Source organism: Streptomyces caniscabiei (assembly GCF_014930365.1).
Lineage (GTDB): Bacteria > Actinomycetota > Actinomycetes > Streptomycetales > Streptomycetaceae > Streptomyces > Streptomyces caniscabiei.
Genome location: NZ_JABXWI010000032.1, coordinates 1 through 15,295, shown reverse-complemented (window position 1 = coordinate 15,295; position 15,295 = coordinate 1). Strand labels below are relative to the sequence as shown.

Sequence of the window (15,295 nt, the reverse complement as noted above, 5' to 3'; positions counted from 1 at the left end):
CCGGGCAGCGGGGCGGCCCTAGGGTCGAAGGCGCCCCCGGGCGCCACGCGGGAGGCGGCGGCAGGGACCTGGACGCGGCGCACACGCGCCCCCTGCCGCCACCTCCCGCCTGCCGTACCGGACCGGCGAAGACCCGGACACCGGCGGCGCGCACACCGCGCGGGGCACCAGGACGCGCGAGCCGAAAGGCACCACATGAGCCAGCAACAGCCGCACGTCGCCGTCGTCGGAGCAGGCATCGGCGGACTGACCACCGCGATCGCCCTGCGCCGAGTGGGCATCGACGTCGACGTCTACGAACAGGCGCCCGCGCTGGGCGAGATCGGCGCCGGCATCCACCTCGCCCCCAACGGCAGCCGCCTGCTCGCCCGCCTCGGCCTCGGCGCACAGCTGCACGCGGTGGCCGTACAGCCCGAGGCGATGGAGGTACGGGCCTTCGCCACCGGTGCCGTCCTCATGCGCCAGCCGATGGGCAAGGCCTGGGCCGACCGGTTCGACGGCCCCCACTACACCCTGCACCGGGCCGACCTGCACGCCCTGCTCGCCGCCCAGGTGCCCGCCGCGCACATCCACCTGGACAAGCGCGCCGTCGCGATGACCGAGGACACCGACGGCGTGACGATCGACTTCACCGACGGCACCACCCGCCGCGCGGACGTCGTGGTCGGCGCGGACGGCGTGCACTCCGTGCTGCGCCGCTCACTCGTCGGCGCCGAGCGGCCGGTGTTCTCCGGCAGCGCCGCGATCCGCGCCGTCGTCCCCGCGAGCGACGTCCCGGGCCTGCCCACGAACACCCTGCTGACCTGGGCGGGTCCGGCCGGACGACTCCTGGCGCACCCCGTGCGCGGCACCCGGGCATGGGCGTTCGTCGCCGTCGTCGACGACACGGAGGCCTCCGACGGCACGGCAGCCTCCGGCGACTCCTGGAGCCGCCCCGCCGACCTGGCCGCGCTGCGGGCCGCGTTCGCGGGCGCCGAACCCGCCGCACGCACCCTCGTCGAGGCCGCCACCGAAGCCGGGCACTGGCGCCTGTACGACCGTGCTCCCCTGCCACGCTGGAGCACCGCCCGCACCACCCTGCTGGGCGACGCCGCCCACCCGATGCTGCCCCACCACGGCCAGGGCGCCAGCCAGGCCGTCGAGGACGCCGTGGCCCTGGCGGCCTGCCTCGCGGGACGCGGTGACGGCGCGCACGCGCTCACCGCCGCCCTGACCCGCTACGAGAACCTGCGCCTCGCGCACACCAGCCGCGTACGCGAAGGCTCCCTCGGCGGCGGCTCCGAGCGCCTGTCCGCCCCGCGGAACGCCCCGGACGCGCCCCGCGCGGGCATCCAGCAACTGGTCCGGGACGTCGCCCTGGCGCAGTCCTACGACGTGGAGGCGGACCTGGCCGCGCGGGTGTGACCCAGTGCGGGTGCGGCCCCGCGCGGGGCCGGGTCAGCGGGCGGCGTCGACGAACGCCCTGAACAACGGCCTTGTGTCCTCGCCCAGTTCGGCGTGCGCCTGCAGGCCCACCATGAACCGGGCCGAGGGATCCTCGACGACCTCGACGAGCCCGTCCTCGGCCCAGCCGGTGGCCACCAGCCCCGCGCCCAACACGTCGACGGACTGGTGGTGATGGCAGTACACGCTCGCCGACGCGCCCATCACCGACCCGGCCAGCGAGTCGGGCGCGAGACGAACGGCGCGCCGGTCGTAGTGACCGGGCACCTTCGGCGAGTGCTCCGGATGATGCTCGTGCAGGGTGCCACCGCGGGAGATCGAGACCAACTGCAGGCCCCGGCAGATCGCGAGCACCGGGATACCACGCCGCTCGGCCACCGCGAGAGCCCGCAGCTCCGCCTCGTCACGCACCGGGTCCGACGGCAGGGCGTACGGCCCGGGCACGGCGCCGTAACGGGCGGGATCGATGTCCTGCCCCCCGCTCATCAGCAGCGCGTCGACACGGCCCATCACGTCCTCGACCGCGTCGGGCAACGGCGGCACCAGCAACGGCGAGCCGCCCGCACCGGTCACCTTCTCCAGATAGGCCAGCGGCAGGACGGCGCTGGGCACGTCCTTCCAGATGGTCCAGCTGAGCACGCTCGTATCGGCCGTGACGGCCACCACCGGTCCGCTCATGAACAATGCACATCCTTCACTGAGTCGACGTCTGTCCGTTGCTGAGGCCCACGCGGACGGCCCGCACCCACGCCCCGTCACCGGGCGAAGCCACCACCACCGATGACCACGCCGAACGCCCCGCGGTCCGCTCCACAAGGCAGCCCACCGCACACCCCTGGACCCTCACTCGCGCACCGCCGCACACCCCCACCGAGGGCCTCGGCACCTCACCGTGCCCCCGCCCGCCCCCGCGCCACGCCGGCCCCTCGTCGCGTCGTCAGGAACAGCGCCGCCGCCGCACCCGCGACCAGCAGCCCCACCACCGCCCACAGCGCGACGGTGAACCCGTGCACGACGGCCTCGGCCCGCGCGCCCTCGGACGCCGCCCCCGCGAGCCGGTCGGCCGCCACGGACGCCGCCACCGTGTTCAGCACAGCCGTACCCACCGACCCGCCGACCTGCTGCGCGGTGGTGAACACCGCTGACGCCGCCCCCGAGTCCGCGGGCGCGACCCCCGCCGTCGCCACCGTCATCGCCGTCATCGCCGCACCGCCCAGCCCCAACCCGCACAGCACCAGCGCGGGCAGCACCAGCGTCGCGTACGAGGAGTCCGTTCCCACCCGCGTCAGCAGCAGCGCCCCGGCCGCGGCCACCAGCAACGCCGGCATGACCAGGGCAGGCCCCGCCGACAGCCGTGGAGCCAGTCGCGCCGCGAGCGTCACTCCGCAGGTCATCCCCACCGTCAGCGGCAGGAACGCGACCCCCGCGGCGACCGCCGAATACCCGAGGACCACCTGCAGGTAGTACGTCACGAACAGCAGCACCGCGAAGGTGCCGATCTGCCCCAGCGCAGCGATCCCGAGCGCACCTGCCCGCATCCGCTCGCGCACGACGCGCAGCGGCAGCAGCGGATCACGCACCCGCCCCTGACGCACGGCGAACACCACGAGCAGGACCGCGGACGCGGCCAGCGCCCCCAGTACCACCGCGTCCGCCCAGCCCCGCGCCTCGGCCGTGCTGAAGCCGTACACGGCCGCAGCCACCCCGCCGCAGCCCCACAGCGCCCCCACCACGTCCAGCCGCGCCCCGCCCGCGCTCCGCTCGTCCTCGCGCAGCACCCGTAGCCCGCCGCCGATCGCCACCAGGGCGATCGGCACATTGACGTACATGCACCACCGCCAGCCCAGGTACTCGGTGAGCAGTCCACCGAGGATCAGCCCGGCGGCCGACCCGACCCCGGAGATCGTCCCGAACACCCCGAACGCCCGGCCCCTCTCCCTGGGATCGGTGAACATCGTCACCACCAGCGACAGGGCGGTCGGCATCAGCAGCGCGGCGAACGCCCCCTGCCCGGCCCGCGCCGCGAACAGCATCACCGGTGTCGTCGCGGCACCCCCCACGGCGGAGGCGACGCTGAAGCCCAGCAGTCCCACGACGAACGCCCGCTTGCGTCCCACCAGGTCCACGACACGCCCGCCGAGCAGCAACAGCCCGCCCAGCGACAGCGAGTAGGCGGTGATCACCCATTGCCGACTGCCGTCCCCCATGCCCAGATCGGCCTGCGCCGAGGGCAGCGCGATGTTCACGATCGTGCCGTCCAGCAGGACGGTCAACTGGGCCAGGGCGATCACCGTCAGCGCCCACCAGCGCAGCGGATCGGGCTCGGCCGCCCGAGGATCGGGCCCGGCCGCCCGCGGAGGGGTCCCGGCCGGTCGGGTACCGGTCCCGGCCGGCTGCGCACCGGACGACCGGAACACGGAGACGGTGTCCGGCCGGGCGGGGGGTCTGGTCGTCATGGCGGGCGTCCTTTGCCGGGGGCGGTCGGGCATAACACGACTGCCGACAACCGATCACGCCCTGCTGGACGCCTTCTTGAGCGGAGCTCAAGCCCCGCACACCAGGCTCACGTCGGTCCCCTGACCGGCAGACCCGCCGAAGCCCGTGCGCACATGCGCCGGGCCGACCGTCCGGGAGGACGGCGGGCTCAAGTCTCTCTCGAGCCGTTCTGTGCCGGGGGCCTGTGTACTTTCCGAGACCCGTCTTCGGACCGCAGGGCTCCACGCCACGTTCGTGACCTTGTCACCGACAACGGGAGTTACGGCAAACCCGGCGGCTCCTTCGTCCAGGACCGCTTTTGACGACCCGATCCTGCACAGTTGAGGAGTTCACAATGGCTGCCCCCGACTCAACCACGAGCCGGTCAGGCCTCGGGGCGGGATTCAACCCCGGGGCGATCCTGGCCTTCGTGTGCATGGGCCAGTTCATGGTCTTCACCGACGTGTCGATCGTGAACCTCGCTCTGCCGTCGATCCAGAGCGGGCTCGACATGTCCGACGTCAGTCTCAACTACATCGTCACGGCGTACGCGACGGTTCTCGGCGGCTTCCTCCTGCTCGGCGGACGCCTTGCCGACACCTTCGGCCGCCGCCGGATGATCCAGATCGGCTTCACGATCTTCGCCCTGGCATCCCTGACCTCAGGCCTCGCCGAGAGCGGCGACGTGCTGATCATCTCCCGCGCCGTCCAGGGCCTGGGCGCCGCCATGATCACCCCGGCCGCGCTGGCGATCCTGACCAACACGTTCACCGAGGGCCCCGAGCGCAACAAGGCCCTCGGCCTGTGGGGGTCTCTCTCCGGAATCGCCTCCATCCTCGGCGTCATCCTCGGCGGTGTGCTCGCCGACGCGGCCAGCTGGCGGTGGATCTTCTGGATCAACGTGCCGATCGGCCTGGGCGCCGCCCTGCTCGCCCCGCGGCTCATCCCCGAGAGCAAGGCCGACAACCGCGGCCAGTTCGACACCTTCGGCGCCGCCACCCTCACCGGCGGCCTGCTGCTGCTGATCTTCACGCTCGGCGAGGCCACCACCGTCGGCTGGGACAGCTTCCGCACCATCGGCTCGCTCGTCGGTGTCGCCGCGCTGCTCGCCGCCTTCCTCGTCATCGAGACCAAGGTCAAGTCGCCGATGATGCCGCTGCGGTTCTTCCGCCTGAAGACCATGCGCACCGCCAACCTGTCCGCGGTGCTGGTCTTCGGCACCTTCAGCGCCCTGTTCTTCTTCGCCAGCCTCTTCATGCAGGACGTCTTCGGCTACTCCCCGCTGAAGGCCGGCTTCGCCTACGTGCCCCTGGCCGTGTCCGTCGCCGTCGGCGCCGGCGTCGCGTCCGGCCTGGTCAACAAGGTCGCCGCACGCGCCGTGGTGATGCTGGGCCTGACCCTGACGGTCGCCGGCCTCCTGCTGCTCGTCCGCGCTCCGGCCGACGGCCACTACGCGGTGGACCTGCTGGCCCCGTTCATCCTGCTGGGCCTCGGCTGCGGCATGGTCTTCGTGACCCTGCAGATCGCCGCGTTCGTCGGAGTCTCCGGCGAGGAGGCGGGCGTCGGCGCCGGCATGATCAACACCAGCCAGGAGGCCGGCGGCGCCCTCGGCCTCGCCATCATCGCCACCATCGCCTACAACGGCATGGGCGCCAGGCTGGCCTCGGCCGACGGCGACCCGGGCCTGATCACCAAGGCATACGAGACCGCCAACCACCACGCCTTCCTGTCGGCCGCCGTCCTCGGCTTCGTCGCCCTGCTCGTCGTCACCTTCCTGATGCCGCGCGGTCAGAAGCCGACGAGCTCCACCACCAAGGAGCCCACCCAGCAGCCCACCGAGGCCGTCGCACCGGCAGCACCGGCGGGCGCCGTCCTCGCCACCGACAGCAAGCACTGAACCCCACCACCCACCCCCGGCCCCGCCGCCCCACCCAGGAGCGGCGGGGCCTCGTCATGCCGTGAAGCGCGGCCAACCGCGCGCGATCCGGGCCCGGTTCAGCCCGACGACGCCGCCGGAAAAGAGGAACGGCCGGACACGAACTCGAACTTGAACTCGACCGACGCTACGACGCTCAGCCGGCCAGCGACTGCGCGGGCTGACGGGTGGTCGGCATCAACCGGTGCCACAGGTTGTTGAAACCGATCGCCAGCAGCAGACCGGCGAGCTCCTGCTCGTTGTAGTGCTTGGCGGCCTCGGCCCACACGTCGTCCGACACCGGGTCGGGACCGGCCAGACGGGTCGCCTCCTCGGCGAGCGCCAGCGCCGCACGCTCGGCGTCCGTGAAGAACGGCGTGTCGCGCCAGGCCACCACGGCGTTCACACGCTCGTCGCTCTCTCCGGCCGCCTTCAGATCGAAGGCGTGCTTGTTCACGTTCCAGCTGGAGCCGTTGATCTGGCTGGCCCGCAGGTAGACGAGGTTGAGCGTCGTCTCCGGCAGCCCGGTCTTGTTCACGGCCCCCGCCACCCCCATCAGCGCCGGCAGGACGTCCGGGCCGGCGGCAAAGGCGGGGTTCGGGATACGGGCGGTCATGATTCCTCCAAAATCCACAGGGTGCCTACTGCTCTCGCACTGACGAGCCGGACCACGACGAGTGAGGGCGGCACCGGCAGAGCACGCGACAAGGAACCCCCCGACACGCGCCCGACGTCGCCCCTCCGGCCTGCGTCCGCAGGAGACCGAGAACCACAATGCCCTACCTCCCGCACCCCCACGGTCCACCCGGACCACCCCTCCACCAGCGCAAAAGCGTTCCTCGACCCACCCTTGAGCGAACCCTCAGGGAATCAGCCCCAACGCCTCCAGCCGCCCCGGATCGGTGAGCACGTCCAACGCCACGACCCGCCCGCCCCGGATCGTGAACGACAGCACCGAGATCGCCCGCCCATCGGCGAACGACACCACCCCCGGCGACCCGTTGACCAACACCACATGAGCGTCCTGAGCGAACCGGGCGAACTCGACCGCCTGCGAGGCGACATCGGCGGCTCCACGCCGCAACACACTCGCCACCTGCACACCCCCGTCCGAGCAGGCCACCACATCCGGATCGAGAATCGCCAGCAGCGCCTCGAAGTCACCCCCACGCGACGCGCTCAGGAACGCGTCCACCACCTCACGCCTGCGCGCCGTGTCCGTGTCGGAGGCCGGAGCGGCCCCCTGCACCCGGCGCCGGGCCCGGCTGGCGAGCTGCCGGGTCGAGGCCGACGTCCGCCCCAGCACGGACGCGATGTCCTCGAAAGGCACGTCGAACATGTCATGCAGCACGAACGCCAGCCGCTCCGCGGGCGACAACGTCTCCAGTACGACCATCAGCGCGATCCCGACCGAGTCCGCGACCATGATCTCCTGCTCCGGATTGACCACCCCGAGCCCGCTGACCACCGGATCGGGCAACCGCACCCGCCCGTCCTGCTCGGGCAGCGGATCCTCCCGCCGCGACGCACGCGAGCGCAGTATGTCCAGACAGACCCGCCCCACCACGGTCGTCAGCCACGCGCCGAGGTTCTTCACCTCACTCACGTCACTGCGGCTGAGCTTGAACCACGCCTCCTGGACAGCGTCCTCCGCCTCGGCGATCGTCCCCAGCATCCGGTAGGCCACCGACCGGAGCCGAACCCGCTCCGCCTCGAACCGCTCGGCCAGAACTTTCTCTTCCCGCACTGTCACACCCTCGTGTCGGCGTCCGTCGTACTGGTGAGGGACGCTAACCGATGCACAGGAGACTGAGATGAACGCTCGCATGAAGAACCCCGCGGTGGTACTGCCGGACGCCATGAAGGGCATCCAGAGCATCTACAAGGCCATGTACCAGGGCGGCGTCTCGCCCACGCTGCTGGAACTGGTCCACCTGCGCGCGAGCCAGATCAACGGGTGCAGCGCCTGCGTGTACGCGGGTGTGGAAGGCGCGAAGAAGCACGGCGAGACCGACGAGCGCCTGCACTCCGTCGCGGCCTGGCGCGAGGCCCCCTTCTTCACCGAGGAGGAGCGCGCCGCACTGGCACTCACCGAGACCGCCACACGCATCGCCGACCGCCCCGGAAAGGCGGTCCCCGACGAGATCTGGGACCAGGCGGCGGACCACTTCAACGAGGAGCAGCTCTCCGCGATCATCCTGATGATCAGCCTGACCAACTTCTTCAACCGCATCAACACCACCATCGAAGAACCCGCCGGCGCCTCCTGGAACTGACCCGCCGCAGGCGAAGCGGGTGCGCTCGACGCACGCACCCGCAGGGCCCGCCGGATCGGCGGACAGCTGAGGGCGAGGGGCGAGGAGCCGCGCCTCCTGACCCCGGCTCAGCGGACGAGATTCCGCTCTCCGCGCCCAGGGTTCGCCACATCCTCGGCCCTTGGGGGCCTCCGATGCGCCGAGGGAGCCGCTGGTGGTCGGGCGGCTGCGGCTTGTCGGGTGGTGTTCATGAACAACGACGACAAGCGAAAGCTCCTGGACGTCCTCCACCGCACCGCCGGCATGACCGCGAACCAGCGCCTGGTCGTCATGCTCTACGCGGTGCACCCCACCGACCGCGGCGGCGCCGTCATCGACACCGGCGCCAACCTCGCCAAGCTCGTCGGTATGTCCCCGACCGTCTTCTCCCGCACCCGTCGACAGGTCGTGGAGGCCGGATGGCTCGAGGAATCCGAACGCCTCGCGCACATCAGCTACTACCGGCTCAGCGAGAAGAGCACGGGCGAGGACGTCGTCGTCCCTCTGCACCGCGCGACCTGAACGGTTCCAAGGATCAGAACTCATGTACGTGAGGTCAATGAGCACCGCTCCCGGGAGCGGTGCTCATTGACCTCACGTACATGAGTTCTGGTGGGGTGGGCCCAGCGCGGTGTGCGCAGAGATCCACGCGGCGGAACGAAGCCCTTCGCCCCTCAGGCCTGCGAACCGACCGGGGCTTTCGGATGGTCGAGCAAGGACAGACTGGCAACGACCTCGTCACCGGAAGACTCGGCCGTCGGCTGGAAGCCCACGGAGGCGTACAGGCTCGCGGCCACGGCGTTGTCCGGGTGATAGGACAGACGAAGCTCCTGGCAGCCCTCACGTTGGGCCAGCCACTTCATGAGGGTTCGCACCGCCGCCCGCCCGACCCCCTGGCCCTGCTCGAGGCCATCGATCACCATGCCCCCGAGCCAGTAGGAGCCGTCTTCGTCACGACCCCACATGATGTGCCCCACCACGGTGTCGTCGGCGCAGACCGCCATCGAGTGCCAGATGCCTTCGCGCAGTGACAGAAGCAGGTAGCGAGCCGCCAACGCGGGCACGTATCGGCGCTGGTCGTCCAGCGGAGCGACGTCCGCGACAGCACGCCAGTTCTCGTCATTCACCTCATGCAGGACGACACGTCGCCCCGCCCTGTCGGAAAGCCCAAGGGTGATCACGGAGATCAGGCTACGAACCACACGGTTGATCCGCGAACCATTTGGCTCCGTGACCCATACCGCCGCAGGCTCCGCCGCCTTCTCACCTCCTTCGGTGGTAAGAAGCAGAGTTAATTACGCCTTTCCCGTGATCGACGCAGAGATGGTTACGCTCAGGTGTAACTATCTCTGCCAAACTATGTAATCATCTCTGTATGAACCGTGCTGAACAGCTTGCCGTGCTCTCGTCTGCCGCAGCCGACCAGTGGGGCCTGGTCACCACTGCGCAGGCCAAAGAGCTCGGCTTGAACGCGGTCCAGCTGCTGCGCCTGACCGAGGTCGGCCTGCTGGAGAACGTCAGCCGGGGCGTGTACTTCCTGTCCACCAGCGGCATGCCCCGGCACCTGGACATCAAGGCAGCCTGGCTGCGTCTGCAGCCGGGAGAGTTCGCCTGGAACCGCCCTCCCGGTCACCCCGATTCCGGCGTCATCTCTCATGCCTCGGCGTGCCAGCTCCACGAACTGGGCGACATTCCCGCCCCTGATGTGGAGATCACTGTGCCCCGTCGGCGCACCACGCACGAGCCGTTCGTCCGCCTGCGCACCGCACCGTTGGATTCAACGGAGATCACAGTGGTCGACGGCCTTCCCGTCACCACCGCCACCCGCACCATCACCGACCTGCTGAAGGCCAAAGCAGACGGCGGCCACGTCGGCGGCGTCATCGCCGAAGCCGAACGCCGCGACCTGATCACTGTGGACGATCTCGCCGAACATCTGCAGCCCTATGCCCGCAAGTACGGCCTCAAAGCCACCGCTACCGGACGCGACCTCATCGACCATCTCGTCACCCAGGCCGGTGAGAGCCTGCGCCGCCAGGAGGTCGACCGGGCCAGTCAGGAAGGCTTCGACGCAGCCGTCCATCTCCTGGCCGAACGCCCTGACCTTGCGCTGGCTCTTGTCCACACCAGAACCACGGGAAAATCCGCAGTGCTCAAAGCACTCCAGGAGATGGACCGGCAGCTGAACAAGTCCAGTCCGCCCCTGGAAGAGGCACAGCGCACGCTGAAGCAGCTCGACCCTGCTGTGGTGCGTTCTCTCCGGCAGGCCGGCGTTCTGCCGCCCGAAGGAGAGGACACCGACTGACCCGCAACGGAGCTGAAGGGTGATCAACTCGGGCGTAGAGTCTGCAGACTCAAGCCAGTACGCCAGGGGGCCAATCATGGGCAAGACCTACGCGACTCCAACGGCATTCAGAACCGCTCTGAACCTTGCCGCGAAGAAGATGTCCAAGGAGACGGGCATGAACGTCTCTGACCTGATGCGCATCTTCTACTTCAACCGGCTCGCAGCCCGGGTCTTCACCCTCGACCCGGACGGGTGGCTCATCAAGGGCGGCCAGGCCCTCCTCGTCCGCTACCGCGGCGCCGCACGCCTCAGCGGCGACATCGACCTGCAAGCCGCCCAGCCCGGACTGGCTCCCGAAGAGGCGCGTGCCCGTGTCCTGGAAGCAGCCGCCCACGATCTGGGCGACTTCCTGCGCTTCGCCCCGGGCAAGTACACCACCTCCGCCGATCCGGACCGCGGCGGCTCCCAGCACTTCCAGGTCTTCCTCGGCCCCACCCGCGTCGACGGCGTCAAGGTCGACATCGCCGTGAGGCGCACGCTCACCGGAGCTCCGGAAACCACACCCCTGGTCTCGGCCGTCGACCTGCCCTGGCCCGTCGACTGGCCCGTCGTCCGGCTCTACCCACTCATCGATCACATCGCCGACAAGGTCTGCGCCCTCTACGAACGCCACCCCCAGGGGACCTCAAGTCGCTACCGCGACCTGGCAGACCTCCTGCTGATCAGCCAGCGGGAGAAGATCAACGGCGCGGCCGCCTGCCAGGCCATTCATCAGGAAGCGGAACAACGTCGCCAGGGCGGCATTGATGTCACTCTGCCCCGCTCCTTCGAAGTGCCGGGCCCCGACTGGCACGACAAGTACCCGAGCGCCGCCGCCCTGGTGCTCGGCCTGAAGGGCTGTCGGACCCTTCCCGAAGCTGTGCAGGCAGCGCAGACGTTCCTCGACCCGCTCCTGGACAGCACCGTCGCCGGCGACTGGGATCCCGCCCGCGCAGCATGGCGTCATTCGGACTCCTGAACGGCATCCGGCGCGTCTGCCGTCTGCCTTGAGTGCGTGTAGCCGATTCCCGGCTTCATGCCGCTTCGAGTGGCAGACCTGAACGCTCGTGCAGGGATTCGAGTGCGGTGTGGTCCACGGCCGCGACGCGCAAAGAGTCGGTGTTGTAGGAGTAACTGGCCAGAATGCGTCGCGATGGGTCGACGAAGCTCAGCCAGTCACCGCCCTTTTGCATCTCGCGAGACCCAACGTAGCTGAGCAGTGACTCGACGACCCCCAGTTGCTGCTCACGGATCCGGCAGGTGGCCTGGTGCGGCAGCGACCTCACGGCCTGCCTGCCGGCGACATTGATCAGGAAGGACGACAGTCTCCGGGATTCGCTGTACCACTTCCCGCCCGGCTCGCTTCGGCCATAGACCCTGGGGTCGGGCCAGCCGGCATCATCCGGGCGCACGCTCCACTGGGCGGGCCATCGGTTCTCCCCGCAGAAGACCAGATGCCCGTCCTCGACACCCAGGTGCTCGGGAGCCGTCACCCGGAGGCTGTGCTCGTGGCCGCTCATGCCCATCAGCCCAGGGTGCCGGCCTGCGGCAGCGTAAAAGTCACGCAATGCGTCCGGCAGACTGATCCCCAAGCGATCCCCGACAGCCGTGACTTCGGCATCAGTGCATCCGTCGTTCGGATTGCAGCCACCGAACGCGGTCGACATGAGTTCCTGAAGCAACTCTTTGATCATGGCAGGCCCCAAGCCGATGGGATCATCACTCACTGCGAGTGAGCGTTCCGTCCGCAATGATCATAAGTGACCTGCTCACGGCCTCTGCCGTGACGACAGATTTCGAAGTAGGGACGTGGCCTTGAGGCGGCTGCCCGGCTGATCAGGCACCTGACAGCATCAGCCGGCCAGTGTCGGCTTCCTTGACCAGTTGCCCTCCCGCACGACGCCGAGGACGGCACGTCCACGCCGATGCTGCTGGCCCGCTCCCGCCACGCCTCCGTCCGCTCCCTGCAGCGGTACGTCCGCCCCGGCGTCGACTCAGTCGCCCGACACGTCGCTGAACGCGACCCCGCCGCACGTGACACACCTCGTTTGCGACAGGTGACAGCGTTCTTACCGGCACCCCGAGTTGCTCTAGGCCGACCGCTTTGCCGAGTTGCTCCTTCAGGCTGGGCAGCTCGACGGACCGGCTCTGCTATTCGACGGCTGGTTCGGCGAAGTAATCGACGTCGGCACCCTCGTGGCCACGTCGGCCGGGTGTGGAGCATGGCGGAGTACCCGGATGCCGCCCTTGCTCGGCACTGAGGTGCCCGACACCCTGCTGCGCGACTACGTCGCCGAGATCGACGGCGTGCGGGTGATCTACTACGTGAGCGCCCTGGGGTCGATCACGATCGTCGCGTACGTTCCTCGAGTACCTGACAGCGCTCCGGAACTGTTGAGTTCCGGAGCGCTGTACACGCTGACGGGGATCTCTGGTGTCGACGTCGCCACCAAGCACACGAACGGCGCTGCACCCGCAGGTGCAGCGCCGCGATGTCGCGTCACCCGACCGGGCGGGCGGCTGGGTCAGCCGACGGCATGCAGCGATCCGCGCCTCTTGGCTGCCGCGGCCTTCTTCGCGGCCGCGGCAGCTGCTCGCTTCTTGCGCTGCTCGGCAAGCTGGTCCTGGTAGTCGGCGACGGCCTTGTGGTAGTTCGCCACGTAGCTCTTGCTGTCCAGGCGGTCGGCCTTGGGCATCGCCTGGACGGCGGCCAGGGCGTCCTCGGGGGAGGTGTAGCCGGCCAGCATCGGGTTGATCTGGTAGACGCCGTTGCGGACCTTCTTGACGAGCCTGGCCAGCTCCAGCTCCCGCAGCGCGGCGTTCACGCTGGGGCGGCTGAGCCCGAGCAGTTCACCGAGGGTGGCCTGGTCCATCGCGATACGGCCTCCGGGCTCGCTGCGTGCCCGGAGCTTCAGCAGCGCGCGGTAGGCGGCGGGCGGCAGGTCCAGGTCGGCGAGAAGGCTGTCGGCGTTCGTCGCTGCCCACTTCAGGGTGCTCACTGGGCTGTTCCCTCCTCCTGGCGCTGGGCACGGGTCAACCGGCGTACAGCGCGTTCTTCGGCCCGCTGCTTGCGCAGTTCCTCGATCGCCTCGCGCATGTGCTCCAGCGACGGGAACCGCACGAGCTGCGGCAGGCTCTCATCCTTGCGGATCTTTGCGATCGTCTTGTCCTGGTCGACCTGGACATACTCGGCTTCGACCAGCTCGGTGCCCGGGATGAACTCAGCTACACGGTACGAGTAGGGCGGGTTGAACTGGTAGACGCCCCGGCGCACCTTGAAGACGATGCCGTGCGACATGACTTCCGCGAGGGCCTCGTTGAGCTTCGCTCGCTGCACGTCCAGGACCGTCGACATCTCGTCCTGGGTCAGGCGGATCTGCCCGCCGGCCTTCTGGCAGGCGATCATCAGCAGGATCAACCGCAGCGGCAGTGCCTCACGGAAGTACTGCGCGATCAGGAAGAAGAACTCCAGCGAGTCCATGGAGAACGCCTTGGGCCGCTCTGGAGTGTCGTAGAACTCCATCGGCTTGCGCTTGCTGCTCAGCGACAGATGCCGGTCGGGGTAGCGGTTGGCGACGGAGTCCAGGTCGTCCCCTACCGACCGGACCGGCTTGGACCATGCCTGGATCTCGTCATCAACAAGGGGCAGCTCCGGCGGTCGGCGCGGCGCGCGCTTCGGTGCGGGACGGCGGCGCTGTGGCTCGGATGACACGAGGCTGCTCTCCACTTCGCTGATCTTCGACGGGGGAAGTATGTCAGCCAGACCGACAGATATGTCGGTCTGGCTGACGTTCCGGCGTGTTGTGTCCCCTCAGGGGGACAGATCTCCCCCTGGGTGCTCCTGCGGACCGCTCAACGGGACGCCGTTGCGAATGTCGGCGTGGCTGACGTTTTGGGCCCGGAACTGTCGGCCTGGCTGACATTTAGCCGTCGATGTGACTCCTCAAGAGGTACATATCGAGGGCGTTGTGTACCTCCTGAGGGGACAGATCGCCGGATGTGCGCGTCGCTGACCTGCGGGTTCTTGATCTGGGTAAGTATTAGGTGGCTGAGGTCTTCCCGCAGGCGCTGGCCGGACCCGTTGTGGCTGAGGCGGCTTCGCGTGCGGGCCCGTGGGCCCGCGTAGACCGTAGGCGGCATCAGCGGCTCTGAGTCTCGGGTGGTGCCGGCCGTGACGAACAAGCAGCAGCAAAGGCGTGGCGTAGGCCTGCAATGGGTTCCGCCGCCCGGCCCTGGGGGCCGTACGGCTCCGGTACCTCCGCACGCCGAATTTCGAGTTACTCATTTCTGAGGTTCCGTTCTGTGGTTAAGGCCAGTGCAGCGAAGGTGAATTTTTCATCCTCTATCCGTGTTGGCTTTCGGTGAAATCAAAAGCAAAATCTGAACAGCTTTTTCCGGTGGCAGTGGTACGCCCTATCGGTTCCAGACTCTATCTATTACTGCAAAGTGATGCATGTGAAGTCGCTGCCGACCACCCGATGGGGGCAGGTGCGCCTCGGCGATTCATTCGCACTTGACCCTCCGTCACCTCCCCTCGCACTCCAGGGTTGTGTCCCGCCCCTCAGACTCCTCCCGTTGCCCGGGCCGCTTTGCGCAGCGGGCGGGCCTTTTGGCCGGAGAGTGTTCGGGCGGCTGGAGCGCAGCGGAGGCCGCTTGCGTGACGGTAGGTTCCGGGAGCGACCGTAGGCTCCGGGAGCGCAGCGGACGGAGCGTCACCTCCGTTGCGCAGCAACGGAGGTGAGCGGGATGCGCAGCATCCCGTCGGCGTTCCCGCGGAGCGGGAACGCAACACCCGCGCGCAGCGCGGGTGTTCGCTTGCCTATCGCGCAGCGATAGGGGACC

General features: G+C 69.2%; 14 protein-coding genes. 6 read left to right on the top strand and 8 right to left on the bottom strand.

The window, feature by feature from the left end:
• The first annotated feature begins 195 nt into the window (after positions 1-195).
• Positions 196-1,404 (top strand): FAD-dependent monooxygenase, encoded by a 1,209-nt coding sequence (locus HW837_RS45505; protein ID WP_045563636.1) that lies wholly within the window; start codon positions 196-198, stop codon positions 1,402-1,404.
• 33 nt (positions 1,405-1,437) lie between these two features.
• On the opposite strand, the gene HW837_RS45500 is transcribed toward HW837_RS45505, so the two are convergent.
• Together HW837_RS45500 and HW837_RS45495 are read right to left on the bottom strand one after the other, a co-directional pair.
• Positions 1,438-2,121, bottom strand: coding sequence for a gamma-glutamyl-gamma-aminobutyrate hydrolase family protein (locus HW837_RS45500; protein ID WP_063819975.1), 684 nt, complete (start codon positions 2,119-2,121; stop codon positions 1,438-1,440).
• 209 nt (positions 2,122-2,330) lie between these two features.
• Positions 2,331-3,899, bottom strand: a complete 1,569-nt coding sequence (locus HW837_RS45495; protein ID WP_093792647.1) for an MFS transporter — start codon at positions 3,897-3,899, stop codon at positions 2,331-2,333.
• 374 nt (positions 3,900-4,273) lie between these two features.
• On the opposite strand from HW837_RS45495, the gene HW837_RS45490 reads away from it, so the two are divergent.
• On the top strand, positions 4,274-5,815 hold the full coding sequence (locus HW837_RS45490; RefSeq protein ID WP_093792645.1) for an MFS transporter: 1,542 nt from the start codon (positions 4,274-4,276) through the stop codon (positions 5,813-5,815).
• 175 nt (positions 5,816-5,990) lie between these two features.
• Here the strand turns inward: HW837_RS45490 and HW837_RS45485 are convergent, their stop codons facing one another.
• Complete coding sequence (locus tag HW837_RS45485) at positions 5,991-6,449, bottom strand: carboxymuconolactone decarboxylase family protein (protein WP_045563604.1); 459 nt, start codon at positions 6,447-6,449, stop codon at positions 5,991-5,993.
• 246 nt (positions 6,450-6,695) lie between these two features.
• On the bottom strand, positions 6,696-7,580 hold the full coding sequence (locus HW837_RS45480) for a sigma-70 family RNA polymerase sigma factor (protein ID WP_045563603.1): 885 nt from the start codon (positions 7,578-7,580) through the stop codon (positions 6,696-6,698).
• Between the two features lie 67 nt (positions 7,581-7,647).
• On the opposite strand from HW837_RS45480, the gene HW837_RS45475 reads away from it, so the two are divergent.
• Together HW837_RS45475 and HW837_RS45470 are read left to right on the top strand one after the other, a co-directional pair.
• Positions 7,648-8,109, top strand: coding sequence for a carboxymuconolactone decarboxylase family protein (locus tag HW837_RS45475; protein WP_045563602.1), 462 nt, complete (start codon positions 7,648-7,650; stop codon positions 8,107-8,109).
• Between the two features lie 228 nt (positions 8,110-8,337).
• Complete coding sequence (locus HW837_RS45470; RefSeq protein WP_045563608.1) at positions 8,338-8,649, top strand: replication initiation protein, RepL2; 312 nt, start codon at positions 8,338-8,340, stop codon at positions 8,647-8,649.
• Positions 8,650-8,801: 152 nt separating this feature from the next.
• Here the strand turns inward: HW837_RS45470 and HW837_RS45465 are convergent, their stop codons facing one another.
• Positions 8,802-9,308 (bottom strand): GNAT family N-acetyltransferase, encoded by a 507-nt coding sequence (locus HW837_RS45465; protein WP_045563607.1) that lies wholly within the window; start codon positions 9,306-9,308, stop codon positions 8,802-8,804.
• Between the two features lie 194 nt (positions 9,309-9,502).
• On the opposite strand from HW837_RS45465, the gene HW837_RS45460 reads away from it, so the two are divergent.
• Together HW837_RS45460 and HW837_RS45455 are read left to right on the top strand one after the other, a co-directional pair.
• Positions 9,503-10,432 carry a type IV toxin-antitoxin system AbiEi family antitoxin domain-containing protein gene (locus tag HW837_RS45460; RefSeq protein ID WP_078854020.1) on the top strand — a complete coding sequence of 310 codons (930 nt, stop codon included), beginning with the start codon at positions 9,503-9,505 and terminating at the stop codon, positions 10,430-10,432.
• Positions 10,433-10,589: 157 nt separating this feature from the next.
• On the top strand, positions 10,590-11,432 hold the full coding sequence (locus HW837_RS45455; protein WP_234442876.1) for a nucleotidyl transferase AbiEii/AbiGii toxin family protein: 843 nt from the start codon (positions 10,590-10,592) through the stop codon (positions 11,430-11,432).
• A gap of 55 nt (positions 11,433-11,487) precedes the next feature.
• Here the strand turns inward: HW837_RS45455 and HW837_RS45450 are convergent, their stop codons facing one another.
• The 3 genes from HW837_RS45450 to HW837_RS45440 all read right to left on the bottom strand — a co-directional run bounded on the left by HW837_RS45450 (position 11,488) and on the right by HW837_RS45440 (position 14,165).
• Positions 11,488-12,180: an SMI1/KNR4 family protein gene (locus HW837_RS45450; RefSeq protein WP_193381945.1), complete on the bottom strand. Its 693-nt coding sequence runs from the start codon at positions 12,178-12,180 to the stop codon at positions 11,488-11,490.
• Between the two features lie 798 nt (positions 12,181-12,978).
• The gene (locus HW837_RS45445; RefSeq protein ID WP_045563677.1) at positions 12,979-13,452 is read right to left on the bottom strand and encodes a helix-turn-helix domain-containing protein; all 474 of its coding nucleotides are present in this window, start codon (positions 13,450-13,452) and stop codon (positions 12,979-12,981) included.
• Entirely contained in the window at positions 13,449-14,165 is a 717-nt protein-coding gene (locus HW837_RS45440; protein ID WP_045563678.1) for a hypothetical protein, read from the bottom strand. The genes HW837_RS45445 and HW837_RS45440 overlap by 4 nt, the downstream gene beginning before the upstream one ends.
• Positions 14,166-15,295: the final 1,130 nt, after the last annotated feature.

Excerpts from the sequence above, each read along its gene's own strand:
- HW837_RS45490 (WP_093792645.1), top strand. The coding sequence starts at position 4,274 with ATGGCTGCCCCCGACTCAACCACGAGCCGGTCAGGCCTCGGGGCGGGA.
- HW837_RS45500 (WP_063819975.1), bottom strand. The coding sequence starts at position 2,121 with ATGAGCGGACCGGTGGTGGCCGTCACGGCCGATACGAGCGTGCTCAGC.
- HW837_RS45485 (WP_045563604.1), bottom strand. The coding sequence starts at position 6,449 with ATGACCGCCCGTATCCCGAACCCCGCCTTTGCCGCCGGCCCGGACGTC.
- HW837_RS45475 (WP_045563602.1), top strand. The coding sequence starts at position 7,648 with ATGAACGCTCGCATGAAGAACCCCGCGGTGGTACTGCCGGACGCCATG.
- HW837_RS45470 (WP_045563608.1), top strand. The coding sequence starts at position 8,338 with ATGAACAACGACGACAAGCGAAAGCTCCTGGACGTCCTCCACCGCACC.
- HW837_RS45460 (WP_078854020.1), top strand. The coding sequence starts at position 9,503 with ATGAACCGTGCTGAACAGCTTGCCGTGCTCTCGTCTGCCGCAGCCGAC.
- HW837_RS45495 (WP_093792647.1), bottom strand. The coding sequence starts at position 3,899 with ATGACGACCAGACCCCCCGCCCGGCCGGACACCGTCTCCGTGTTCCGG.
- HW837_RS45505 (WP_045563636.1), top strand. The coding sequence starts at position 196 with ATGAGCCAGCAACAGCCGCACGTCGCCGTCGTCGGAGCAGGCATCGGC.
- HW837_RS45455 (WP_234442876.1), top strand. The coding sequence starts at position 10,590 with ATGAACGTCTCTGACCTGATGCGCATCTTCTACTTCAACCGGCTCGCA.